At 69.9% G+C, this 24876-nt stretch carries 23 protein-coding genes; 20 read left to right on the top strand and 3 right to left on the bottom strand.

Going from position 1 to position 24876, the window contains the following annotated elements:
* Positions 1-14: 14 nt before the first annotated feature.
* Genes cpaB through A176_RS10885 form a run of 11 tightly spaced genes read left to right on the top strand, consistent with a single transcriptional unit; the run spans position 15 to position 11795 of the window.
* Positions 15-830, top strand: coding sequence for a Flp pilus assembly protein CpaB (gene cpaB, locus A176_RS10835; protein WP_002636715.1), 816 nt, complete (start codon positions 15-17; stop codon positions 828-830).
* Between the two features lie 41 nt (positions 831-871).
* Positions 872-1717 (top strand): type II secretion system F family protein, encoded by an 846-nt coding sequence (locus A176_RS10840; RefSeq protein ID WP_002636714.1) that lies wholly within the window; start codon positions 872-874, stop codon positions 1715-1717.
* A gap of 10 nt (positions 1718-1727) precedes the next feature.
* The gene (locus tag A176_RS10845) at positions 1728-2618 is read left to right on the top strand and encodes a type II secretion system F family protein (RefSeq protein ID WP_002636713.1); all 891 of its coding nucleotides are present in this window, start codon (positions 1728-1730) and stop codon (positions 2616-2618) included.
* 6 nt (positions 2619-2624) lie between these two features.
* The gene (locus A176_RS10850; protein WP_002636712.1) at positions 2625-4100 is read left to right on the top strand and encodes an FHA domain-containing protein; all 1476 of its coding nucleotides are present in this window, start codon (positions 2625-2627) and stop codon (positions 4098-4100) included.
* Positions 4101-4136: 36 nt separating this feature from the next.
* Positions 4137-5882 carry an FHA domain-containing protein gene (locus tag A176_RS10855; RefSeq protein ID WP_226994277.1) on the top strand — a complete coding sequence of 582 codons (1746 nt, stop codon included), beginning with the start codon at positions 4137-4139 and terminating at the stop codon, positions 5880-5882.
* On the top strand, positions 5879-7594 hold the full coding sequence (xseA, locus tag A176_RS10860; RefSeq protein WP_002636709.1) for an exodeoxyribonuclease VII large subunit: 1716 nt from the start codon (positions 5879-5881) through the stop codon (positions 7592-7594). The genes A176_RS10855 and xseA overlap by 4 nt, the downstream gene beginning before the upstream one ends.
* A gap of 42 nt (positions 7595-7636) precedes the next feature.
* Positions 7637-7990, top strand: a complete 354-nt coding sequence (xseB, locus tag A176_RS10865) for an exodeoxyribonuclease VII small subunit (RefSeq protein WP_044890829.1) — start codon at positions 7637-7639, stop codon at positions 7988-7990.
* Between the two features lie 25 nt (positions 7991-8015).
* Positions 8016-8396 carry a response regulator gene (locus tag A176_RS10870; protein ID WP_002636707.1) on the top strand — a complete coding sequence of 127 codons (381 nt, stop codon included), beginning with the start codon at positions 8016-8018 and terminating at the stop codon, positions 8394-8396.
* A gap of 17 nt (positions 8397-8413) precedes the next feature.
* Positions 8414-9307, top strand: a complete 894-nt coding sequence (locus A176_RS10875) for a polyprenyl synthetase family protein (RefSeq protein ID WP_002636706.1) — start codon at positions 8414-8416, stop codon at positions 9305-9307.
* A complete protein-coding gene (locus tag A176_RS10880; protein WP_002636705.1) occupies positions 9307-11058 on the top strand; it encodes a 1-deoxy-D-xylulose-5-phosphate synthase in 1752 nt (583 codons plus the stop codon). The genes A176_RS10875 and A176_RS10880 overlap by 1 nt, the downstream gene beginning before the upstream one ends.
* The gene (locus A176_RS10885) at positions 11055-11795 is read left to right on the top strand and encodes a TlyA family RNA methyltransferase (protein WP_002636704.1); all 741 of its coding nucleotides are present in this window, start codon (positions 11055-11057) and stop codon (positions 11793-11795) included. The genes A176_RS10880 and A176_RS10885 overlap by 4 nt, the downstream gene beginning before the upstream one ends.
* A gap of 24 nt (positions 11796-11819) precedes the next feature.
* Here A176_RS10885 and A176_RS10890 read toward each other — a convergent pair whose 3' ends face one another.
* Positions 11820-13421 carry a hypothetical protein gene (locus A176_RS10890; protein ID WP_002636703.1) on the bottom strand — a complete coding sequence of 534 codons (1602 nt, stop codon included), beginning with the start codon at positions 13419-13421 and terminating at the stop codon, positions 11820-11822.
* 483 nt (positions 13422-13904) lie between these two features.
* On the opposite strand from A176_RS10890, the gene A176_RS10895 reads away from it, so the two are divergent.
* The 9 genes from A176_RS10895 (at position 13905) to A176_RS10935 (ending at position 23535) form a co-directional block, all read left to right on the top strand.
* Complete coding sequence (locus tag A176_RS10895) at positions 13905-16412, top strand: ATP-binding protein (protein WP_002636702.1); 2508 nt, start codon at positions 13905-13907, stop codon at positions 16410-16412.
* Positions 16413-16455: 43 nt separating this feature from the next.
* Positions 16456-18330 (top strand): tetratricopeptide repeat protein, encoded by a 1875-nt coding sequence (locus A176_RS10900; RefSeq protein WP_002636701.1) that lies wholly within the window; start codon positions 16456-16458, stop codon positions 18328-18330.
* A gap of 12 nt (positions 18331-18342) precedes the next feature.
* Positions 18343-19182 carry an alpha/beta hydrolase gene (locus A176_RS10905; RefSeq protein ID WP_002636700.1) on the top strand — a complete coding sequence of 280 codons (840 nt, stop codon included), beginning with the start codon at positions 18343-18345 and terminating at the stop codon, positions 19180-19182.
* Positions 19183-19237: 55 nt separating this feature from the next.
* On the top strand, positions 19238-19579 hold the full coding sequence (bacN, locus tag A176_RS10910) for a bactofilin BacN (RefSeq protein ID WP_002636699.1): 342 nt from the start codon (positions 19238-19240) through the stop codon (positions 19577-19579).
* 53 nt (positions 19580-19632) lie between these two features.
* Positions 19633-19956: a bactofilin family protein gene (locus tag A176_RS10915; RefSeq protein WP_002636698.1), complete on the top strand. Its 324-nt coding sequence runs from the start codon at positions 19633-19635 to the stop codon at positions 19954-19956.
* A gap of 3 nt (positions 19957-19959) precedes the next feature.
* On the top strand, positions 19960-20679 hold the full coding sequence (gene bacP / locus A176_RS10920; RefSeq protein ID WP_002636697.1) for a bactofilin BacP: 720 nt from the start codon (positions 19960-19962) through the stop codon (positions 20677-20679).
* Positions 20680-20743: 64 nt separating this feature from the next.
* Entirely contained in the window at positions 20744-22336 is a 1593-nt protein-coding gene (locus A176_RS37595; RefSeq protein WP_082282722.1) for a ParB/RepB/Spo0J family partition protein, read from the top strand.
* Positions 22337-22339: 3 nt separating this feature from the next.
* Positions 22340-22906: an orotate phosphoribosyltransferase gene (pyrE, locus tag A176_RS10930; protein ID WP_002636694.1), complete on the top strand. Its 567-nt coding sequence runs from the start codon at positions 22340-22342 to the stop codon at positions 22904-22906.
* Positions 22903-23535 (top strand): hypothetical protein, encoded by a 633-nt coding sequence (locus tag A176_RS10935; RefSeq protein ID WP_002636693.1) that lies wholly within the window; start codon positions 22903-22905, stop codon positions 23533-23535. The genes pyrE and A176_RS10935 overlap by 4 nt, the downstream gene beginning before the upstream one ends.
* Before the next feature lie 12 nt (positions 23536-23547).
* Here the strand turns inward: A176_RS10935 and A176_RS10940 are convergent, their stop codons facing one another.
* Positions 23548-24141, bottom strand: a complete 594-nt coding sequence (locus A176_RS10940) for an LOG family protein (protein WP_002636692.1) — start codon at positions 24139-24141, stop codon at positions 23548-23550.
* A 1-nt stretch (position 24142) separates the two neighbouring features.
* Complete coding sequence (locus A176_RS10945) at positions 24143-24874, bottom strand: rhomboid family intramembrane serine protease (protein ID WP_002636691.1); 732 nt, start codon at positions 24872-24874, stop codon at positions 24143-24145.
* Positions 24875-24876 lie beyond the last annotated feature (2 nt).

Consider the following 24876-nt stretch of genomic DNA (forward strand, 5'->3'; position numbering starts at 1 on the left):
GAGGTTTCTGAACCATGCTGAAGGGCAAGACTCCGCTCGTCGTCGCGCTTGTGCTGGGCCTGTTGGCCGGTGTCATCGCGTATTCCGCCATCAAGAAGAAGGAGGCGGACGTCCGCCGCGGATGGAACCTGGTGCCCGTTGTCGTGGCGGCGCAGGACGTCCCTGAAGGCACGGTCATCACCTTCGAGATGATCTCGCAGCGCTCCGTGCCGGAGCAGTTCGTGACGTCGTCCGTCGTGCGTCCGGACTCCGCGTCCTACATCGTCAACCAGAAGGTGCTGGTGGCGCTGCAGGCGGGTGACCCGCTGCTGTGGAGCCAGTTCGAGACGACCAAGGCCGCCGAGCGCCTGTCGTCGAAGGTGCAGAAGAAGGCCCGCGCCATCACCATCGAGGCGAAGAACACCACGTCCGTGGGCGGCTGGATTCGCCCCAACGACCACGTGGACGTGATTGGCACCTTCCGCGATCCGCAGACGGACGAGAACGTCGCCGTGACGCTGCTCCAGAACGTCATCGTGGTGGCCACCGGCAAGATCACCGGCACCACCAACGTGAACCTCATCCCGGAGAACCAGCGCGAGTACAACAACATCTCGCTGATGGTGCTGCCGGAAGAGGCCGAAATCCTGGTGCTCGCCACGGAGCTCGGTCAGTTGACGCTCAGCCTCCGCAACGAGGACGACGTGGACCTCATCGAGGAGCGCGGCCGTGCCACCATCAGCACGCTGCTCTCCGGTGAGCGCACCCGCGTGCTGGAGCAGAAGCGCCGGGAGATCATCCAGATCATCAAGGGCGGTGCCGAGCGGGCCGCAGGCGCCGGCGCGCCGTGATGGCGTGCGTCGTCCACCCTCGCTCATAGGGAAGCGCGCACATGCTTGCAGGAATCGTCCTCCTCCTCGTCACCGGCTCGGTCTTCTTCTTCAGCCTGGTGATCTTCAGCGTCCTTTCGAAGGCGTATGAGCAGTACCAGGAACGCTACGTCGCCAAGTCGATGAACGACTTGAGCGACATGTTCCTCTTCATCGACCCACGCCAGATGTTGATCCTCAACATCGCGTGCATGTGCTTGTTGGGGATCCTGTCGTACATCATCTTCAACCCCATCCTCGCGGTGGTGGCCACGGTGTTCGGCTTCTTCCTGCCGATGCTGATGGTCAAGCACTACCGGAAGCGGCGCATCAAGAAGTTCAACGTGCAGCTCGTGGACGCGCTGCAGGCCATGGCCAACGCGTTCAAGGCCGGTCTCACGTTCCCGCAGGCCATCGAGCACGTGGCCCGCGAGGCGCTGCCGCCGCTGTCCCAGGAGTTCGGGCTCTTCGTGAAGGAAGTGAAGCTCGGTGTTCCGCTGGAGGAGGCGCTCATCAACATGGGCCGCCGCGTGGGCAGTGACGACCTGGAGTTGGTCGTCGTGTCCACCAACATCGCCCGTCAGCTCGGCGGCAACATGGCCGAGATGTTCGAGACGATCTCCACGGTGATCCGCGAGCGCTTCCGCCTCGAGGGCAAGATCGACGCGCTCACCTCTCAGGGCAAGCTGCAGGGGTGGATCGTCGCGGCGATGCCCGCCGTGCTCGGCATGGTGCTCAACTACATGCGGCCCGACCTGATGGAGCCGATGATGAACCACATCTTCGGTTGGATCCTCGTGGTCATCATCGCCATCATGGAAGTGATGGGCATCCTCATCATCCGGCGCATCGTCAACATCGATATCTGAGAGGTGCACCGTGGACGATGTCCTGACGCCAATGTTGATCGGCAGCTCGGCGCTCCTCTTCGCGGGGGCGGTGGGCTTCCTCGGGCTCGGGCTGTACCAGACGATGCTTGAGCGGTTCCTCACGGAGGTCCGTGACGAGTCGACGGGCGGCATGAAGGGTTTCGGCTCGGTGGCCATCCGCCGCCTGGGCTCGATGAACCGCCGCTTCATGTGGCCGGGCTACGAGGCCAAGGCGCGCCGCAACCTCATCAAGGCCGGCGAGCCGCAGATGTACAAGCCCGAGGACATCATGGCGCTGCAGGAAGTCAGCGCCGTGGTGGGCCTCCTCATGGGGCTCATCCTGCTCAACGGCTTTGGTGTGAGCCTGGTGTGGTCGCCGCTGTTCCTGCTCTTCGGCATGTACTACCCGCTGATGTGGCTGAACGATCAGGTGAAGAAGCGCCACCTGCTCATCAGCCGCGCGCTGCCCTACAGCCTCGACCTGCTGACGCTGTCCGTCGAAGCCGGTCTGGACTTCACGGCGGCCCTGGCCAAGGTGGTGGAGAAGGGCAAGGCGGGCCCGCTGCGCGAGGAGCTGCAGCTCGTCCTCAAGCAGTTGAAGATGGGCAAGACGCGTGAAGAGGGTCTCAAGAGCATGATTGTTCGCGTGGACCTGCCGCCGCTGACGACGTTCGTCACGGCGCTCATCCAGGCGGACAAGATGGGCACCAGCTTGGGCAAGGTGCTGCGCATCCAGTCCACGCAGATGCGCATCGACCGCACCCAGCGCGCGGAGAAGCTCGCGGGTGAGGCGCCGGTGAAGATGCTCTTCCCGCTCATCGCCTGCATCTTCCCGACGGTGTTCATGGTGCTGTTCGGGCCCATCGTGTTCCAGTTCATGTTCGGAAACATCTCGGGGTAGTGCCCCGTGCCCATCCTCCTGACCATCACCCAGGGGCTCCAGCAGGGGCGGGAGCTCGTCTTCGAGCAGGCCGAGGTGAACATCGGCCGCACGTCGGAGAACGACCTGGTGCTGCATGACCATGGCGTGTCGCGAAGGCACGCCCGCATCGTGCTCCGCGACGAGAAGTACTTCGTCGCGGACATGGGCAGCTCCAACGGCACCGTGCTCAACGGGGCCTTGCTGCCCGGTGAGCAGCAGCTTCGGGATGGCGACAAGATTGGCGTGGGCCCGGTGGAGTTCACCTTCGTCTGGGTGCCCCCGGACAGCGACGAGGACGCCACCCGGCCCATTCGCCGGGGCGACCCCGTTCCCGTCGACCCGGACGCCACGCGGCCCATCCGCCTGAACGACCCGATTCCCGCCGAGAGCGGCATCGTGCTGCCGGATGGATACCCCACCGCGCCGCAGCCCCTCGTGGCGCCGGTGCGTCCGGGGTCCGCGGCCCCGGCGCGGTCGACCACCGCGTCCGTGGCGAAGGTGGAGTCAGGCGAGGCCCCGACGGCGGCGGAGCGCGCCCGTCAGCGCCGCGAGCTTTCGAGCACCCAGGCGGGCCGGTTGCGCCTGTGGTGGGGACAGCTTTCCCTGCCGGCGCGGTTGGGTGTGAGCGCGCTCGGCGGCGGCATGGTGTTGGCGCTCGTGGGCCTCCTGGCCTCGTTCTTCATGCCGAGGGGAGACGGTCGGCCCTCGGGCGCGGAGCCGGAGGACCTGGGCTTCGAGGTGATCGCGGACTCGTTCGGGCTGGGCGAGGGCGTGACGTGGGAGAACCCGGACCACAAGTCCTTCGCGTTCCAGTTCGTCACCCCCACGCGGGCGGTGGCGGTGGTGCACTACATGGCCCGTGGCATCTCCAAGGAGGAGGTGTCGCTGGTCCTGAACGGCGTGGACCTGGGCTGGGTGCCTCCGGACGTGAGCATGGCCACGGAGCGCGAGCTGGAGCAGATTCTCCCGCCCGCGGTGCTGCGGCGGGGCGAGCTCAACTCCATCGTCTTCGACAACGTGCGCAACCCGCCCGGGCAGGAGACGTGGCGGGTGTGGAACCTGCGGCTGGAGATCATTCCCGTGCCGGAGCTTCCGCAGGAAGAGCTGCTGGCCAAGGCGCGCCAGTACGTCACGGCGGGAGCCCGCTTCTACGAGTCGCGCGACGTCGGGGCGGAGAATCTCTTCAAGGCGTGGCAGCAGTACCGTTTCGCGTGGGTGACGCTGGAGGCACTGGACACGAAGCCGGACATCTACCAGGACGTGCGCTTCCAGCTCGCTCAGGTGTCAGGCGAGCTCGACCATAAGTGCAGCCAGTTGATGCTCGATTTTCAGCGGAGCGTTCAGTACCGGAATGCGCGGACCGCCCGTGCCGCGTTGCAGGAAATGGGTCGGCGCTTCCCTACGGCCGAGCATCGCTGCCACAATCTAGGTTTGCAGTTGGCTTACGAGCACGAGCTGTAGGCGCGTGCTCCCTTCGTCAGGAAGTCGGTGATTCGCATGTCCAACGGTTCCCCTCCGGCACGCCGCAGGCCTCCGTCCGGGGCACCTTCGGGTGGGACCGGGTCCCGTCCCGCCGCGCGCAGGACGGCCGCCCGGCCCGCGCCCGCCCCGGTCTCCTCCGCTCCCCGGCTCATTTGCGTCGCAGGCCCCAAGAACGGCGAGGAGTTTGCCCTGTCCGAGGACGAGTACGTCATCGGTCGAGCGACCGATAACGCCATTTGCATCCCCGACACCTCCGTGTCCCGCAAGCACGTCGCCGTGCGCAAGAGCGGCACGGGCTGGACGGTGAGCGACCTGGGCTCGGGCAACGGCACGCTCGTCAACGGCGACGTCATCAACGACGAGACGCCGCTGTCCAACGGTGACGTCATCACGCTGGGCGACACGGAGCTTCGCTTCGAGGACGTGGCCAACTCCACGATGATGGTGGGGGCACCCGCGCCGGCTCCTGGCCCGCGTCCGCGTCCGGGGGCGTCCGGTGCCCGTGGCGCGATTCCGGCCCGTCCCGGGCCTCGGGGCGAAGGGGGGCGCGTGCGCAGCTCCCGGCATGCGGCCGCCGCCGCGCCCACGCCGGAAGAGCTGAAGAAGAAGAAGATCATCAAGCTGGCCGCGGTGGGCGTCGTCGTCCTCCTGTTCGCGGGTCTGGGCCTGGTCCGGATGAACGTCCAGCAGCAGCAGGCGGTGGCGGCCGAGGAGGCGCGGCAGGGCAAGTCCCGCCGCGAGATGCTCGGCAGCCTCTTCCAGGACGCGAAGAACCTGGTCCGCGAGGGCAAGTGGGTGGAGGCGAAGGCCAAGCTGGAGGAGCTCCAGACCGAGGCGCCCGACTACCCGGGCGTGGCCGACTACCTGGGCCATGCCGCGCGCGAGATTCCCATCCAGGAGAAGCTGACGGGCGCGCGCGCGGCGCTGGCGAAGAAGGAGCTGGGCAAGGCCAGCGGGCTGCTGGGGAGCACCGGCGAGAGCCAGTTCCTCTACGAGCAGGTCAACGCGGCGAAGCGCGAGCTGTTCGAGGCCGCGGACACCCGCACCCGCGAGGCCCGGAAGCTGCTCGACGAGAACCAGCTCGACATGGCGAAGGCCATCACCGACGACGTGCTGGTGGCCTTCCCGGAGCACCGGGACGCGAAGCTCATCAACGAGCAGGCGGCGCAGGCCATCATCGTCCGTGACACGCCTCGGCCGGTGGTGCAGGGGCCGGCGCCCAAGCCGTGGGAGCCCGCCGTGGACCGCTTCCGCGACGGTGACATGTCCGGCGCGGTGGCCATCCTCAATGCGTGCATGGCGCGCACGCCGCAGTGCAAGAAGGTGCTCGGTCAGGTGACGGAGTTCGGCAACCTGTACAAGCGCCTGGAGGACCTGGATGCCAAGGGTCTGTCCAAGTTGATGAACCTGGACAAGGAGATCACCGGCGGGCGTCCGAGCAAGATGGCGCGCAACGCGGGCACCCGCGCGGCCACCATCTTCTACAAGGGCGCCACCGCGGCGAAGGCGTCGGGGCAGTGGAGCCGCGCCATGGACTACTCGCGCAAGGCGCTCCAGGCCGACCCGGGCCACACCGGCGCCACCAACATCATCAGCGAGCTCCGGACGAAGGCGAAGGACGTCTACCTCCAGGCCTACTCCTTGAAGGACGGCAGCCCCGAGGAGGCCCTGCCCAAGTTCAAGGACGTGGTGGCGATGACGCCGCCCGACGACGAGTACCACGACAAGGCGAAGACCTGGGTCGAGAAGCTGTCGCGATGACCCGGCGCAAGGCAGGAGGTGGCACCTTGCCGCCCACGGGGCTGCAAGGTGATTTGTTCGGCGGTGGCGCCTCCCGTCCGCGCGCTGCGACGTCCGAGCCGCAGGTGGCGGCTTCCAAGAAGCCGCCACCGTCGCCGCCCGATGCGGACGGCACCTCCTTGCTGGGCCCCATGGAGGGGGCGCCTCCGCCGCCTCCCAAGCCCGAGCGCGTGGTGCTGTCGGTGGGCGAGCTCACCCGGCAGCTCAAGCAGACGCTGGAGTCGCGCTTCGCCCGCGTCATCGTCCGCGGTGAGGTGACGGGCTTTCGCGGGCCGAACGCGCGAGGCCACTGGTACTTCGCGCTGAAGGACTCCGGGGCTTCCATTGACGCGAAGGTGTGGGCCTCCATGGCGGCCCGGCTTCGCTTCGCGCTGCGCGACGGCATGGAGGTGCTGGCCGAAAGCAGCGTGGACCTCTACGAGCCGCAGGGGCGCTACAGCCTCATCGTCAACCGGCTGGAGCCCGTGGGGGAGGGCGCGCTCGCGCTCGCCTTCGAGCAGCTCAAGGAGCGGCTGGCGCAAGAAGGGCTCATCGGGCCCGGGCGGGTGCGTCCGCCCAGGCCGCTGCCGTTCCTGCCCCAGCGCATTGGCGTGGTGACGAGCCGCACGGGCGCGGCGCTCCAGGACTTCCTCCGCGTGCTGCACTCGCGCAACCCGCGGCAGAGCGTGCTGGTGGCGGATGCCCGCGTGCAGGGCGAGGGCTCCGCGGTCGAGGTGGCTCGCGCCATTCAGCGCCTGTCGCGCACGGACGTGGACGTCATCGTGGTGACGCGAGGCGGTGGCTCGGTGGAGGACCTCTGGACCTTCAACGAGGAGCTGGTGGCCCGCGCCATCTTCGCCTCGCCGGTGCCGGTGGTGTCGGCCATTGGCCACGAAATCGACTTCACCATCGCGGACTTCGTCGCGGACCTGCGCTCGCCCACGCCCAGCGCCGCGGCGGAGCGCCTGGCGCCCGTGCTGGCCGACCTGGAGCTGACGCTGGCCACCCAGGCGGGCCGGCTGCGGCGCGCCATGGAACGCCGGGTGCTGGAGCTGCGCGAGGAGCAAGGGCAGCTCGCGTCGCTGCTGGAGGACCCGCGGCGGGCCATCAATCATCAGCGGCTGCACCTGTCGGAGCAGGTGGAGTCGATGATGCGCGTGCTGCGGCCGTCGGTGCGTGGACACCGGGAGGGCCTCCGGGCGTTGACGGAGCGGCTCCAGCGCGCGCGTCCCCAGGCCCGCCTGGGCGAGCAGCGCGCGCACCTGTTGAAGCTGGCCATGCGGTTGTCGGAGGCGGTGCGCTCCGGCGTGGCGGAGCGGCAAGGCGCGTTGGCCTCGGCCCGGCTGGTGTTGGAGCGGGCGTCACCGGCGGCCCAGGTGTCGCGCGAGCACGCCCGGTTGGCCGCACAACGGTCGCGGCTGCTGGCGCTCCAACAAGGGGCCCTGGCGGATGCACAGAGGCGGTTTCAGCGTCTGGAGGGACGGCTGGACGCGATGAGTCCGTTGAAGGTGATGTCGCGCGGCTATTCGGTGGTGTTCCGCCAACGCGACGGCGCGGTGGTCCGCACGGGCGCGGATGTCCAGGTGGGAGAGCGCCTGGGGCTGAAGCTCGCGTCGAATGGCGCGAAGACGCTGGGAGGATGTGAAGAAATCGAAGCCACCGTCACGGCGGTGAAAGGGCCGGTGGACTGCTGACGGGCCACCCTCTAGAGTCCCGCGCCCCACACGGGGAGGTGGATGGCAGTGGCGAAGTCGGACAAGGCGCCCAAGGCGGACAAGGTGGCGGAGGCCGAGGTTCCCGAGCAGTACGGGGATGTGGTCTCCCGGCTCGAGGAGACGGTGGGACGTCTGGAGAGTGGAAATCTCTCTCTGGAGGACTCGCTCAAGGCCTTCGAGGAAGGCATCCGGCTGGTTCGCCGGGGTGAGAAGCTCCTGACCGAGGCGGAGCAGCGCATCGAGCAGCTCCTGCTGGATGAGGATGGCAAGGACGTGGTCGCCCCGCTGGCGGCGTCGGCACGTCCGGCGGCGGCCCCCGCGGCCCCTCGCGCTCCGGCCCCCCGTCCGCCCCCGGAGGATGACGTCCCGTTCTAGGTGGCTCGGGCGCGTCCATGCCGGCATGTCGAAGCCGAAAATCACCATTGTCGATGATGACCGCGACACGCGGGAGCTGCTGGCGGCGGCCCTGGAGGACGAGGGCTTTGCCGTCACCATGGCAGCCAACGGCCTGCGGCTCATCGCCTCGCTCCAACTGCACCGGCCGCACGCCATCCTCCTGGACGTGAACATGTCCTGGATTGACGGCTTCGAGCTGTGCCGGGCGGTGAAGAAGAACGAGCAGTTCCGGGACATCCCCGTCATCTTCATCAGTGGACGCGGTGAGCCCGAGGACAAGCGGCACGGCATGGAAGTCGGCGCCGCGGATTATTTCGTCAAGCCGCTGGACATGGACAAGCTCGTCAGCCGCATCCGCGAGCTCGTGCCCGCGGAGATTCCGTAAGAGGGGTTCGGACGCACTTGGCAACGTTTCAACTGGACACCTTCCTGGCCGCCCAGCAGGCGCGCGTCGAGGCCCTGCTGAACGAGCGGATGAACCGGCTCGGTCCCGCGGGCACGCCGCCGAGGCTCGCGGAGGCCATGCACTACTCCCTGATGGCCGGAGGCAAGCGCCTTCGCCCGGTGCTCTGCCTGGCCTTCGCCGACATCGTGGCCCGCGAGAGCACCGTGTCCGCGGTGGCGGGGGATGCCGCGTGCGCGCTGGAGTACGTGCACACCTATTCGCTGGTGCATGACGACCTGCCGGCGATGGACAACGACGACTACCGCCGGGGCCGGCTCACCAACCACAAGGTGTACGGCGAGCCCATGGCCATCCTCGCGGGCGACGCGCTGCTGACGGAGGCTTTCACGCTGGTGGCCAGTGGCCCGGAGGCCGCTCGCGCCGCGCTCTGCCGCGAGCTGGCGGTGGCGGCCGGGGCCGCGGGCATGGTGGGCGGTCAGGTCCTGGACATCGCGGAGGACCGTCCGGCCGCGCTCGACTACCTCCTCCGGCTGCACCGCATGAAGACGGGCGCCCTCATCCGCGCGGCGTGCCGCATGGGTGTGCTGGCCGGCGGCGGGGACGCGGATGCGTTGGCTCGCGCCGCGGCCTACGGCGAAGCGGTGGGGCTGGCCTTCCAGATTGCCGACGACGTGCTGGACGTGACGGCCACCGCGGAGCAACTGGGCAAGCCCGCGGGCGCGGACGCGGCGGCGGGTCGTTTCACCTTTCCGGCGGTGGTGGGCCTGGAGGCGTCCCGGAAGCTCGCGAAAGAGAAGGTGTCCGAGGCCATCGCGGCCGTGCGTCCCCTGGAGGGCGAGGACGGACCGCTCGCGGCGCTGGCACGCTACACGGTGGAGCGGCAGTCCTGATGTCGCAGTTGCTGGCACGCATCGGCTCGCCCTCGGATGTCCGCGCGCTCCCCGAGGAGGACCTGCCGCGCCTGTGCCAGGAGCTTCGCGAGGACATCATCTCCATCTGCGGCAGCGTGGGAGGCCACCTGGGGGCCTCCCTGGGCGCGGTGGAGCTCATCGTCGCGCTGCACCGGGTGTTCCATTCGCCGGGCGACGCGCTGCTCTTCGACGTGGGCCACCAGGCGTACGCGCACAAGCTCCTCACGGGGCGGCGTGAGCGGATGCACACGTTGCGGCACGCGGGGGGCATCGCGCCCTTCCTGGACCCTCGGGAGAGTCCGCACGATGCGCTGCTGGCGGGCCATTCGTGCACGGCGGTGTCCGCGGCCCTGGGGGTCCTGGAGGGCCGGAGGATGATGGGGCACCGGGGCCACGTGGTGGCGGTGCTGGGCGACGGCGGCCTCACCGGCGGCCTCACGTTCGAGGGCCTCAACAACGCGGGCGGCGGCCACCTGCCGCTGGTCGTCGTGCTCAACGACAACCAGATGTCCATCAGCGCCAACGTGGGCGCCATTCCCTCCCTGCTGCGGACCCGCGAGGCGCGGGGCTTCTTCGAGGGCCTGGGCTTCACGTACCTGGGCCCGGTGGATGGGCATGACCTGGGCGCGTTGATTCACGCGCTGCGCGAGGCTCGGGCTTCCTCCCGGCCGGTGGTGGTGCACGCGCTGACGCTGAAGGGGAAGGGGTTTCCGCCAGCGGAGGCCGACGCGCAGACGCGCGGTCACGCGATGGGGCCGTACGAGTGGCGCGATGGAAAGCTGGTGCGCTCGCGCGGTGGCCAGCGGACCTTCAGCGAGGCCTTCGCGGCGGTGCTGGAAGACGCCATGGCGAGCGACCCGCGCGTGGTGACGGTGACGCCGGCTATGTTGGAGGGCTCGGCGCTCAACGCGCTCAAGGCGCGCTTCCCGGACCGCGTGCACGACGTGGGCATCGCCGAGCAGCACGCGGTGACCTTCAGCGCGGGGTTGGCCGCCGCGGGCGCGCGTCCGGTGTGCTGCATCTACTCGACGTTCCTTCAGCGCGCGTACGACCAGATCATCCACGACGTGTGTCTGCCGGGACTGCCCGTCGTCTTCGCGGTGGACCGCGCGGGGCTCGTGGGCGCTGACGGCGCCACCCACCAGGGGACGTATGACGTGGCGTCGCTGCGGGCGATGCCGGACCTCCACCTGTGGTCCCCCGTGGTGGGCGAGGACCTGGCTCCCATGTTGGACACGGCCCTGGCGGCGCCGCATCCCTCCGTCATCCGGTTCCCGCGGGGCACGTTGCCGGCGCTGCCTCCGGATGCCCAGGCGGGAGGGGCGCCGCTGCAAGGGGCGCGTTGGCTCCTGCGGGCGGAGTCGCCCCGGTTGACGCTGGTGACGCTGGGCCCGCTGGGAATCGCCGCGCTGGACGCCGCGCGAGGCGAGCCGGGGTGGAGCGTGCTGGACGCGCGCCGGGCCTCGCCGCTGGATGAGGCCGCGTTGCTGGAGGCCGGCCGCGCCGGGCCCGTGGTGGTGGCGGAAGAGGGCACGACGCGCGGTGGATTGGGCAGCGCGGTGCTGGAGCTCTTCGCGGCTCACGGCGTGATGACTCGCGTGCGCCTGGTGGGCATGCCCGATGCGTTCGTGCCCCATGGCGACGCCCGCGTGCAGCGCGCGGAGCTGGGGTTGGACGCGGAGGGGCTGCGTCGCGCGGGGCGGGCGTTGCTGGAAGGGAGCGCGCGGTGAAGCCTCGCAAGGAGCGGCTGGACGTGTTGGTGGTGGAGCGCGGGCTGGCGGAGTCGCGCACCAAGGCCCAGGCGCTCATCCTGGCCGGCCAGGTCGTCGTCGATGACCAGCGCGTGGACAAGCCCGGCACGCTGATTCCGCAAGAGGCGGAGCTTCGCCTCAAGGGCGAGGTGATGCCCTACGTGTCTCGGGGTGGGCTCAAGCTGAAGGGCGCAATCGACCACTTCGAGCTCGACGTGCGGGGCAAGGTGGCCGCGGACATCGGAGCCAGCACGGGTGGCTTCACCGACTGCCTGCTCCAGCACGGCGCGGTCCGCGTGCATGCCATCGACGTGGGCTACGGACAGCTTCACGAGAAGCTGCGCACGGACGCCCGGGTGCGTTCGCGCGAGCGGGTGAATGCGCGCTACCTCACGGAAGAGGACCTGCCGGAGAAGGTCGGCGTTGTCGTCATCGACGTGAGCTTCATCTCCCTCACGCAGGTGCTGCCGTCGGTGCTGACGTACCTGGAGCCGGGCGGGCTGCTGGTGGCGCTGGTGAAGCCGCAGTTCGAGGTGGGGCCGGACCGGGTGGGGAAGGGCGGCGTCGTGCGGGACGTGGCCGCGCGTCAGGACGCCATCGACACGGTGACGGCGTTCGTTCGCGAGCAGGGCCTGGAGGTGCTCGGGCTGATGGACTCGACGGTGCCCGGGCCCGCTGGAAACGTGGAAGCGCTCCTCGTCGCCAGCAGGCCCTGAGCTTTCAGCCGGTGCCCACGCGGGCTACGGCCGGTAGCGGCGGTACTCGGACAGCGCCAGCGTCTGCACGACGTCGAAGCCGGTGCGAATCCACAGCCGCCCCTCCGGGTCGATGGAGCCGCCCAGGCTGCCCACCACCTGGTGGCGGAACAGCTCGCGCGCCTCGCCGTTGCCGGTCTGGTCCACGGCGACGATTTCGTTGGGCAGTGGGAATGGGTTGTCAGCGCGTCGCTCGGTCGCGTTGAGCAGGAAGAGTTCGGGCGAGTTGGGCCGGCGAAGCACCTGGAGGACGTTCAGCGCGCCATTCGCGTCGATGGAGCGGTTGTCCCGGTTGCGAATCTGGCCGGACGCGTCGAGGAACCACACGCGCTTCTGGCCCACCGCGACGAGGCGCGAGGCGCCCGGGTGGTAGAGGATGTGCGCGAGCGGCACCGGCAGCGCGGGGCTGGTCCACTGGAGTCGTGTTCCCTCGCACTCGTCCTGGGTGGCGGAGCAGGAGATGACCTGCGACTGCTCCGAGCCCAACTGGAGGCCCAGGTAGAGCGTGCTGCCCGTGTCGTTGAACGCGCCCAGCGGGAGGCGCTCGTTGCGGGCGAAGGTCCGCAGCCTGAAGGCCGCGCGCGCCGTGCCCCCCGCGCCCTGTTCACCCGTCTCTCCCGCGTACAGCTCGGTGACGGTGACGTCCGTGCGTGAGGCATCCGGGCCCGTGCCCAGGGACGCGATGAGAATCAGGCCGTCCGCGCGCACCAGCGGCGGCGCGATGACGCTCTCCAGCGTGGTGGGGGCGTAGAGCCACTTGACCTCGGCGACGCTCTCCGACGTGCCGTTGGGGTTGTGGGACAGCCGGCGCACCTCGTCGATGCGGTTGACGATGATGGCGTCGCCACCGGGCAGCACCGTGAGCTGCGTGGGGCCGATGTCCGTCGTCGTCCGCGCGGTGATTTGCATCTGCGCGTCGATGGCGAAGGCGCCCACGTTGGGCGTCCACACCCAGCGCTTGCCGCTGACGGGGTTGCGCTCGGTGATGACCGTCTCGGGGTTGCAGGTAATCGGCATCCCGACGGTGTGCGTCACGTTGCCACTGAGGTCCACGCGGTACATCGTGGAGATCTCCGTGGAGGGGACGCCGCAGCCGATGAAGCTCGGGTTGGCGGTGGTCCCATCGATGACGAAGTGGTCGGTGACGACCTGGCCCGCGTTCTGCGGCTCTACGATGCGCCGCTGCACGGGGAAGTAGCTGACGGGCGCGGGCTGGGAGTTGTTGGTGCGTCCGTCCGAGCACACGGCCACCGCGTTCAGCGACAGGTTCGCGGCCAGTCCCACGGTGGCGTAGGGGATGTCATTGCGCTCCAGCCGCAGCGTCATGGTGCCGCCGCTGTGCGGGAAGGTCCGGAGAATCGTCTCCCGGTCCCGGACATTGAGCGTGGAGCTGCCCTCGCAGCCGGACACGGTGACGATGACGTCCAGGTGGGTGTCCGAGATGATGCTCGCGGGGACCGTCAGGGCGACTTGCGGGGGATCCGGCGTGGGAGGGGGCGGTTCGCTGCCACCACAGGCTGCGGCCAGGCTGCTGGCGACAAGGAAGGCAGGGCGCCATGCGCGCCGCGTCAGGGAGGGGAGGGCCATGATGGCCCCGGACTCTATCCCGTACGGCCGGTCCCGGGCAGCCGCGGCCATCAGGCTCTCCGGGCGGCCCTGACTGGGGGGCTCGCGGCCCGGGTCCGGAACGTCCCCCAAGGCTCGCGGGCTGTGGTACTCCCCGCCGCGCCGCTGGGACCTCACTTCGGTGGGCGGCGTCACAGGCACAGGGCGCCAGGGAGTTGCAACTGCAGCCTGGGTGGCGCCTGATGGGTGGCAGGGCGGGCGGACGTGGCTCGTGGGCAGTAGGGAAGAGACGTCCATCGTGTACGCTCCGCGCCGGGCCGGCTTCGGGGCGATTGGCACCGAGTAGGCCACATCCTCCCACCCATGCCCGCCGTTCTGGCCCCAGGGCGTGTTCAGCGGCATGATCGGGATCCGAACCATGAACTCTTTCGCACGCAGCGGGTATTTGCGGCCTCTCAACCCGGGGCCAGGTCGCCAGGGCTGGGGTTCACCGTGAGAGTCGAGATGCAGGCTGATCAGCGGGGACGCGTGCTGGTGGTGGCCGCCAAGGAGGCGGGTGATGCGCTCATGGAGCGGCTCACGTCGAGCGGCTACCACTGCGCGTCCACGGAGAAGGAGAGCGGTCTGGCGCAGGTGGCGGACACCTTGCAGCCGGAGGTCGTGCTCCTGGCGGTGACGGCGAAGCGGGCCGCGGAGATGCTGGAGTCGCTACGCAAGGTGGACCGGTTGCAGCGCCTGCCGGTGCTGGTGGACCTGGGCCGTACGCGCTCGGCGGAAGCTTTCAAGCGCCTGGCGGTGGACGACTGGATTCGCAGCGCGGACGAGGTCGTCCCCCGGCTGGAGGCGGCGCTGCGCGTGGGCCGGCTGCGGGACCGCGAGGAGCGGATCCGCATGCGCATGGGGATGCTGCTCGAAATCACCCAGGCGGCCACCAGCTCGTTGGAGCTGGAGGAGATCCTCCGCATCGCCGTGGACAAGGTGGGCCGCGTCACCGGGACGGACCGTTGCTCGGTGGTGCTGGTGGAGGGCAGCCATGCCCGCACCGCCAAGGTGGTGGCCACGCAGGAGGACCCCAGCCTCGTCCAGTTGGACATCGAGGTGATGCGCTACCCCGAGCTGCGCCGCGCGCTGGAGACCCGCGAGGCGGTGGTCATCGACGAGGCGCAGCGGGACCCGTTGATGGCGGACGTGCGCACCAGCATCCTCCCGCTGGGCGTGAAGTCCATCCTGGTGCAGCCCCTCATCTGCCAGGGCGACCTGCTGGGCGCGCTGTTCCTGCGCGTGTCGCGCGCGGACGCGTCGTTCGGTCGTGACGAGCAGGAGTTCGCGCAGGCCGTGGCCGGCGTGCTGGCCAACTCCATCCGCAACGCGCGCCTGCACACGGCGGTGAAGAAGAAGCGCGAGGACCTGGAGGAGGCGTACGTCCAGCGCTACCAGGAGCTGAACGATGCCAACCGGCGTCTGAAGGAACTCAACCGCCTCAAGGACGAAATCATCGCGGTGTGCAGCCACGACCTGCGCGCGCCGCTCCAGGTGCTCCTGGGGCACGGCCGCTTGCTCCAGGAAGGTCCGCTGGAGGCGCAGCAGCGCCAGTCCGCCGAGGCGATGATTCGCCAGGGCAAGAAGATCCTCGGGCTGGTGGAGTCGCTGCTGGAGAAGGGCAAGGGCGAGGCGGCCCGGTTGTCCATCGAGCCCCGCGTGCTGGACGTGGCGCAGCTCTGCCGCGACGCCGTCAACGAGCTGGAGATTCTGGCCGCGGACCGGGGCGTGGCCCTGCGCGCGGACTGCCCCGACAGCCTGATGCTCATTGGCGACGAGGTGAAGCTGCACGAGGTGCTGCAGAACCTCATCACCAACGCCATCCACCACGCGCGCCAGGACGGCGAGGTGGTGGTGAGCACCCAGCGCCTGGGCCGCCCGGACGGCGACGCTGCCAAGGTGTGCGTGCAGGACGACGGCGTGGGCATTCCGCCGGACGAGCTGCACCTCGTCTTCGACCGGTACCGTCACGGTGGCAAGGGCACCGGGCTGGGCCTGGCCATCTGCAAGGAGTTCGTGGAGCTGCACGGCGGTGAAATCTGGGCGGAGAGCCCGCCGGACACCGGCTGCGTCTTCGTCTTCACGCTGCCGCTGGCGCAGGAAGCGGCGCGCAACCCGCGTCCGCCTCCCGCCGCCGCGCCCTCGCCGCAGGAGCAGCCGCGCGTGCTGGTGGTGGAGGACGAGCCGGAGATCGCCGCCGTCCTGTCGGAGGTGCTGCGCTCCAAGTACCGCGTCGACGTGGCGCGCGACGGCGCCGAGGGCCTGGCCCGGGCGAAGGCCCAGCGTCCGGATCTGGTGGTCATGGACGTGTTCCTGCCCAAGCTGGACGGCCTGGACGCGGCCATGGCGCTCAAGTCCTCCACGGACACGGCGCGCATCCCCGTCATCCTGCTGTCCGCCCACCAGGGCGTCGCGGAGAAGGTCCGCTCGCTGAACCTGGGCGCGGTGGACTACATGAGCAAGCCGTTCAACGCGGTGGAGCTCCTCAACCGCACCGAGCGCGCCCTCAAGCTGCGCCAGGGCGAGCGCGAGCAGCAGGAGAAGGAGAAGTCCAGCGCCCTGCAGCGCCGCACGGGCAGCGACCCCGCAACGGGCCTGCACGACCGGCGGGGGCTGCTCCTGCGGTTGGAGCAGGAGGTGGCCCGCAGCCGCCGCTACCACCGTGCGCTCAGCCTGGCGGTGCTGCGCCCCGACCGTCCGGTGGACCCGGTGCCTTCCAGCATCGCCGACGTCATGCGCAAGCGGGTGCGCCATCCGGATGCCATCTCCCACCTGGGCGGAGGGGTGTTCGCCGTCGTCCTGCCGGAGTGCCAGGCGGATGCCGCTCGGGCCGTCATCAACCGCATGCTGCCGGATGTGGAGAAGGTGACGGACACGGAGTACCGGTCGGCGGTGGCGGATGTGAGCCAGGACAGCGACTCGGTGGAGATGCTGCTGGAGAAGCTGGGCGCTCCGGGTCCCGAAGACACCTGAGGTGCCTGCACGCAGGACGGGCTCACGCTAGACTCCAGGTCGCGTGAGCTCGTCCCGACTCCTCGTCTCCGCCTTGCTGGCCGCCCTCGTGGCGCCGGGTGCCCTCGCGGCGGCCCCGTCGCGACGGCCCCGCGTGGACCGGGAGGCGATGCGGGAGGCCATCGACGCCGCCGCGACGGATGAGGGCCATTACGCGTCCTCCGCCAGCTACACGAACTTCCTCGAGTCCCGACTCCGCCACCATGTGGGGGACCATCGGGGCTCGGTGGATGCGCTTCGCCTGGCTTTGGCCACGGATGACGCCAATCCGCTGCTGCTCACCCGGCTGGGCGAGGAGTACGCCCGGCTGGGCGACCTGACTCGCGCCGAGCGCGAGCTGCGCAAGGCGGTGCTCCGCGCTCCCACCTACTACCCGGCGCATGTCCTGCTCGGGCGGGTGCTCATGGAGTCGAAGCGCTTCACCCGTTCCCGCCTGCACCTGCGGCGCGCGATGACGCTCAAGCCGCGCGAACCCGAGGCCTACCTGGTGATGGCCCAGCTTCACATGGAGCTGGGGGCCCCGGACGCGGCGGTGAAGGTGGTGGAGTCGTTGGCGCAGGCGCTGCCGGGCGAGGCCTCGGGCTACCAGCGTCTGGGACTGGCCTTGGCGGAGCGCGGCGATTCGGCGCGTGCCGAGCGCATGCTGGTCGAGGCGGCCGTGCGGGCTCCGGGGGACGTGGAGGTGCTGACAGCGCTCGCGCGGCTCTACGAGGACACCGGCCGGCCCGCGCAGGCGGAGGAGACCCTGGCCCGCGCGCTGGAAAGAGATCCGGACAGCCGGGAGGTCCTGCTGTCCGCTGGCCGCATGGCCTTGAAGGCCGACTCCGTGGTCCGCGCGCGCGCGTACTTCGACCGGCTGCTGTCGCTTTCGTCCGAGCCGGAGATTCCGGTGCGGGTGGCGTTCAGCTACCTCGCCGCGCGCGAGCCCTCGGCGGCCGCGGAGGTCCTGGAGTCCGCGCGCCGGGGCGACCCAGGCGAGCCCCGGCTGGCCTACTACGCGGGGTTGGTCCACGAGCGGATGCGCCGCTTCTCCGATGCCGCGGTGGCCTTCGAAGGCGTGCCCCAGGAGTCGGACGTCTTCGCCGACGCACGCGTCCGCCGCGCGCGCAGCCTGTCCCTGGTGGGAGAGCATTCACGCGCCATCACGCTGTACCGAGCCGCCATCCAGGATGCGCCCGAGGACGTGGACCTCCGCGCGCAGTTCGCCCGCGCGCTGGAGCGGGGCGGCACGCCGGGCCGGGCGGAGGCGTTGCTGCGGGAGGCGCTCGACGCGGGGCCCTCCGCGGCGCTGTATGACGCGCTGGCCGCGATGCTCCACCGGCAAGGGCGTGGGGACGAGGCCCTTCGCTTGCTGGGGGACGCGGTGGCGCGCTTCCCCCGCGACGAGGACCTGCTCTACGTGCTGGGCGCGGCCCATGAGCGGCAAGGGGACGTCCCTGGCGCGCTGGCCCGCATGCGCGCGGTGCTGGCCGTGTCGCCGGACCACGCCGCGGCGCTGAACTTCCTCGGATACCTGTTGGCGCAGGCGGGGCAGAACCTGGACGAGGCCGAGCGGCGGGTGCGGCGGGCGTTGGAGCTGCGGCCGGAGACCGGGGCCTATCTGGACTCGCTGGGCTGGGTGTACTTCCGGCGGGGTGACTACACCCGGGCGGTGGACGCCTTGGAGCGCGCGTCGTCGTTGTCGCCGGACGAGCCCGTCATCCTCGAACACCTGGGAGACGCGTACCAGCGGGCGTCCCGGATGGACGAGGCCGCGGCCGTCTGGCGGCGCGCGCTGGAGGTGCTGACGCTGGACCCCGAGTCCGCCGAGCCCCCGGAACAGCGCGCGGCCCTGGAGCGCAAGCTCAAGGCGCTACCCACGCGTGCGCCAGACCGCTAAGTTGCTGCGCCTATGGTGCGTCACGACGAGGGCTTCTTTCCCGGCAGGGACGGGACCCGGCTGTATTGGAAGTCACTGTTGCCAGACGCGGAGCCCCGGGCGCATGTCGCGGTGGTCCACGGCTACGGTGACCACTTCGGACGCTATACCTTCGTGACGGACGCCCTCCTGGCGGAGGGCTTCGCGGTCCACGGCTTCGACTACCGGGGCCATGGGCGCGCGGATGGACGCCGGGCGTATTGCGAGAAGTGGCCGGACTACCTGGATGACCTGGAGGTCTTCTGGGAGCGCGTCCGCGCGGTGTCCGAGGGCAAGAAGGCCTTCATGCTGGCGCACAGCCACGGCGGCCTGATGGCGGCGACGTGGGCCGCCCGTCAGCAGGTGGAGGGCCTGTCGGGGCTCGTGCTGTCGGCCCCATACCTCAAGCTGGCCATCACTCCACCGGCGGTGAAGGTGATGGCGGCGAAGGCCGTGGGGAAGGTGGTGCCGTGGCTCAGCATCGCCTCCGGACTGAAGGTGGAGGACCTCACGTATGACGTGGAGGTCCAGCGGGCCACCCGGGAGGACCCGCTTCATCAGGACATCGCCACGCCGCGTTGGTTCATCCAGTCCAACCAGGCCCAGGTTCAGGCGATGCTGCTGGCGCCGAAGATTCAAGTGCCGCTGTTCGTGCTGTGTGGCGCGGAGGATGGGGTCGCCGCCCCGGTGGCGGCGCGGGAGTACTTCGAACGGGCCGGTTCGCCGGACAAGAAGTTCAAGGAGTACCCCGGAATGCGGCATGAACCGCTCAACGAGGTGGGTCGTGCGGAGGTGTTCCGGGATATCTCCGGCTGGATCTCCGCGCATCTCTGACATAATCAGGTCGCCCGGCTCCTAGGGAGGAGCTGGCGCTGGGTGAGGTCACCGCATGGCAACGGGTGAAACGGGCATCATCGGCAAGGGCATCGTCATCAAGGGAAACCTCACGGGAGGTGGGGACCTGGTGATCGAGGGACGGGTGGAGGGGCAGATTGCCCTGAAGAACCACCTGACCATCGAGAGCACCGGCAAGGTGCAGGCGGACATCCGCGCCGAGGAGTTGACCATCAACGGCGAGGCCAGCGGCAACATCGACGCCTCGTCGCGCGTGGCCATCAACGCCTCGGCCAAGGTGGCCGGCGACATCAAGGCGCCGCGCGTCGTCATCGAGGACGGGGCCGTGTTCAACGGCTCCATCGAGATGGACGTACGGCTTCCCGACGACATTTGAGATTCACGCCGCGCACGGCACGGCACACACCTTTCTAGAGGCGGACAACACTCATGGCGAATACGGTCATTGGCTCGAGCATCGTCATCGACGGGGAAATCTCCGGCGACGAGGACCTGGTCATCCAGGGCACCGTGAAGGGGAAGATCTCCCTCAAGGAGAGCCTCTACGTGGAGGGCAGCGGCGTCGTCGAGGCCGACATCGAGACGCAGAACGTGGAGATCGCCGGCCGCGTCACGGGAAACATCGTCGCCAGCGACAAGGTGGAGCTGAAGACGGACTGCCGCGTGGTGGGTGACATCAAGGCGCCCCGAATCCTCATCGCCGACGGTGCCTCCTTCAAGGGCAACGTCGACATGGACATGAAGGAGCGCTGATTCGTGGCCACCGCGAAGGAGCTCTCAGGCAGCAATGCCGTCGACAACACCGTGGTGGGGCCTTCCATCCTCATCAGCGGCCGGTTGACGGGCGACGAGGACCTCACGGTTCGCGGGCGCGTCGAGGGTGAGCTGACGCTCAGCCGCACCCTCATCGTGGAGCCCTCGGGCGTGGTGAAGGCCAACGTGGCGGTGAGGAACGCCATCGTTTCGGGCGTGGTGGTGGGCAACATCAACGCCACCGAGAGCGTGGAGCTCACCCGCGAAGGCCGCATGGTGGGCGACATCCGCGCCCCGCGCGTCATCATCGTGGACGGCGCCAGCTTCCGCGGCCGCGTGGACATGGGTGACGTGGAGCCGGGTCGTCTGCCGGCCGAGCGCCCCGCGGTGGTCCGTCCGGCGGCGGTGACCCGCCCCACGATGACGCCGGCCCGTCCGACCATTCCGGCAGCGCGGCCCACGACGCCTCCGCCGCCCTCGCGGCCCACGCCCCCGCCTCCTCCCGCGCGGCCCACGCCGCCGCCCGCGGTGACGCGCCCCTCGGCGCCCATCACCCGTCCGGGGTTGGGTGGCCTGGGAAGCAAGCCGCTGCCGCCGCCTCCGCCGACCCGCGTCGAGCGGGCGGAGCCGGCTGAGCAGGCGGGCTCCTCCGAGGGTCCGTCGCCAGTCCTGGTGGGTGCTGGCGCGAAGAAGAAGGTCGTGGTGAAGAAGAAGACCCGCTAGCGCGCGCTGCCCGCGCCGCCAGTCGTTGGCGGTGCGGGCGCGTGGGCATATCAGGGGTGCCACCATGGACGCCGAGCACAGGGTTGATGGACAGGATGGGACGGCGGGTGCTGGGCCCGAGGGTGGCTCGCAGGCGTCGTCTGGGCACGAGGGTGCCCAGGCTCCTTCGGGTGAAGGAAGCCACGGCGGCGCCGCGTCCGAGGTAGCGCAGGGCCAGGGCTCGGAGGGCTCGTCGTCCGGCCAGGATGGCGCGTCTCAGGCCCAGGGCGGGGAAGGAACGCCCCCGGAGGCTGGCGAGCGCCGCGAGGAAGGCACGTCGCCTGGGCAGCAGGAGTCCCACTCCGAGGGCTCGGCTTCTGGCGAAGGCACGGCGCAGGCGAGCGGTGGCTCGCAATCCGAGAGCACGCAGCCTCGCGAAGATGGTGTGCAGGCGAGCGGTGCCTCGCAGTCTGAGAGCACGCAGCCTCGCGAAGGTGATGCGCAGGTCCGCGGTGGCTCGCAATCGGAGGGTTCGCAGTCGCCCGACGGTGGGGCGTCGACCAGCGGCGGCGCGCAGTCGTCGGCGGGTGGGGCGTCAGCCAGTGATGGTTCGCGGTCCGACAGCACGCAGTCGCCCGTGGTTGGGGCGGCGGCCATGGATGGCTCGCAGGGTCAGGGCATGCAGCCGACCGAGAGCGACTCGCAGTCCGAGGGCGGGGCGTCGGGCAGTGGTGGCTCGCAGGAACAGACAGGTTCGCAGGAAGGTGGACTCCACGCCGGGGGCGACGCCCACGGCGCGGGAGCGCCACCTGCCGAGGGTGAGTCTCATGCGCAGGGCGAGCACCGGGCCGTGAGTGAGTCCCAGGGGCAGGGTGGAAGTGAATCGAGCGAGCCGCGCGCCGAAGGCGAGCCGGATGCCGCTCGGGCCTCGGGTGAGGCCGGTACCGCGTCCGAGGGCACGGCACCTGGCTTGAACGCGCCGCCTCAGGGCGCGTTCTGGACGGGAGAGCCCAACGCGGAGGCCGAGTCCGACGAGGATCCGGACGTGCTCGACGCGCCCGAAGAGCGGCTGGCGGGCAGGGTGACGACAGTGCTGTTGCCACTGGAGAAGCTCCAGGACGACAGCGGGTTCAAGCTCCGCCCGGAAGGCGACGTGTCGGGCCTGGCCACGGACATCGCGCGGTTGGGGCAGTTGTTCCCGGTGGATGTCCGTCCCGCGGGCGATGACAGCTACCAACTGGTCTGCGGCTTCCGGCGCGTGGCGGCGCTGCGCTTCCTCAAGCGGGACGCGGTGCAGGCGCGCATCCACCTGCGGCTCACGGACGAGGACGCGCTGGTGATGTCGCTGGCGGAGGCGATTCACGCCACGCCCGTGGGGCCGGAGGTCCTGGAGGCCAAGCGCGACGAGCTGGAGGCGCAAGGCCGGCTGAGCGCCGCGGTGCGCGACATGCTGGAGAAGGCGCTCGCCACCGAGGACACCTTGGCGCCCGAAGGCGTCGAGGAAGAGATTGATGCCGATGAGATGGCGCAGGAAGTCGCGGAGCGCCTCGGGGCCATCAACCAGGACCTCTCGCTGCTGGCGGACGTGTTCGCGGCCCTGGATGAATCGCGCAAGGCGGAGCTGTTGATGCAGCTCCGGTACTCGTCGGAGCTCGTCACGTATCTGGAGGGTTTGTAGGCCATGGTGCAACCGCTCGTGCGCGACCGTGCCCGGCTGCTGGAGCTGCTCACGGAGCGCTCTTTCGAGCGGCGTCGCGTGGTGCTCTCCTCCGGCAAGGAGTCGGACTTCTACATCGACTGCAAGCGCACGGCGCTGCTGGCCGAGGGGCACTTCCTCATCGGTCGGCTGTTCCTGGAGGCCATCCGCCGTGAGGCGCCCGAAGCGGTGGGCGTGGGCGGATTGACGCTGGGCGCGGACCCGCTGGCTTCCGCGGTGAGCCTCACCGGCTACCTGTCGGGCACGCCGCTGGCGGCGTTCATCGTGCGCAAGGAGCCCAAGGGGCACGGGACAGGCCAGTGGATTGAAGGCCTGAGCGGGCTCGGGCAGGGCGCCGCGGTGGCCATCGTGGAGGACGTGGTGACGACGGGCGCCTCCACGCTCAAGGCCATCGAGCGGGCGCAATTGGAGGGCCTGAAGGTGTTGGGCGCCTTCGCGCTGGTGGACCGGCTGGAGGGTGGGCGTGAAGCCGTGGAGGCCTCGGGCCACAGGCTGCACACGCTGTTCACCCGCAAGGACTTCATTCCGTGAAGCAGCGCTTCGTTGCCGCGGCCCTGGTGGGGCTGCTGGCGGGGTGTGTCACCACGCCGCCGACCGCCGTCGCGGACCCGCCGCCGTCGCTCCCCGACGAGCACGCCGAGCACTCCTACCGGAAGATCCTGGCGCGCTACAGCGACAGCCGTGAAGTCTACGACGGCTTCGATACCCGCCTGTTCGCGGCGGTGACGCTGCAGACGGTGCCCTTCCGCGAGGCGCGTGTGCACCGCCAGGCGGCCTTCCAGCAACTGCCCGCGCCGAAGGTGGAGCAGTTGATCGCGGAGGAGCGCGAGAAGGCCACGCAGAGCCATGAGTTCTTCATGGGCGTGCACTTCAACGACGCGGCCTACGCGGACTTTGACTACAAGCACACCATCTGGCGCCTGGCGCTGGTGACACCGGCCGGCGAGGTGACGCCTTCGCGCATCCGCAGGCTGGGCCGCGTGAATCTGCAGACGCGGGCGTACTACCCCTACACGTCGATTTTCTGGGTCGGCTGGGAGGTGCAGTTCCCCACCCAGATGTCCGACGGACGGCCTGTCATCCCGCCCGGCACGGAGAAGGTGACGTTCCGCATGGCGTCGTCCCTGGGCAAGGCGGAGATGACGGTGAGCGCGCAGTAACGCGCGCCCCGCTCACGTCTGGCTGGTTCGCTTCAGCCACTTCTGCACGGTCGGCATGGTTGGCCCGGCCAGGAGCCGGTCCACCAGCGCCGCGGGCGAGTCACTCACTGCGAAGGGGACGGCCTGCTCCACGGGGACGAAGCCTTCCTCCGCGTGGTGCCGGGCCATGGCCAGCAGCGGCTGGAAGAAGCCACGCGTGTCCAGCAGTCCCATGGGCTTCTGGTGCAGGCCCAACTGCGCCCACGTCACGATTTCGAAGAGCTCATCCAGCGTGCCGTAGCCACCGGGCAGCGCGATGAAGGCGTCCGAGCGCTTCTCCATCAGCGCCTTGCGCTCGTGCATGGAGTCCACGGAGTGCAGCTCCGTCAGGCCGCGGTGGGCCAGCTCCTTCGCGCCCAGGAAGCCGGGCAGCACGCCCACCACCGTGCCTCCGGCGGCCAGCGCCGCGTCGGCCACCGCGCCCATGAGCCCCACGCTGGCGCCGCCATAGACGAGCGTCAGCCCCCGGCGCGCCAGCTCGGTGCCCATGTGCGTGGCGGCTTCCAGGTACTCCGGGCGGGCCCCAGGCCGGGAGCCGCAGAACACGCAGACACTTCGAACTTCCATGTCAAAAGCCTCCACGCCGTTCCGGGTGGGCCGCGTAGAGGGCCACCACCAGCGTGATGAAAAGAATGATGGGCAGGGCGCGGGCGTACACCTGTCGGCCCATGCGCAGGGCCAGGCCACACGGCAGCCCGAAGAGGAACCCGCCCAGGTGCCCCGCCCAGCTCACGAACGGTAGCAGGCTGAGGACGGCGACTTGTGCCAACCAGATGAACAAGTCCCGGCGGCCCTCGCGCGTGGCGACGGGCAGCATGGCGCCGGCCCACCCGAGAATCATTCCGGACGCGCCGACGGTGGGCACGTCGAAGTCGAAAATCAGCGAGAAGGCGGACGCGCCCAGGGCCGTGACGAGCGACAACCCCAGGAAGCGAAGGCTGCCGATGCCTCGCTCCAGCGTGAAGCCCAGCGTCACCACCACCGACATGTTGAAGAGCAGGTGGATGGCGCCGCCGTGCTCCAACACCGCGCCGAGCAGTCGCCAGTACTGGCCGGCCTGGACGGCGGGGCCGTACAGCGCCAGGGGCGGCAGGACGATGCTCCCGGAGGGGCTGGACACCCGCATCGAGATGGCGAGGAGCTGCTCGGCCAGGAACATGCCCACCGCGCCGGCGATGATGACGTAACACACCCAGGGCCGGGGCAGCGGCGGGCCCGGGACGGACTGTCGCGGACCCGGGCCGTCAGCGCCAGGGCCGGAGGGTGGGGCATCGAGGATGCGGCGCGGGCGCGAGGACATGA

Source organism: Myxococcus hansupus (genome assembly GCF_000280925.3).
Classification (GTDB): Bacteria; Myxococcota; Myxococcia; order Myxococcales; family Myxococcaceae; genus Myxococcus; species Myxococcus hansupus.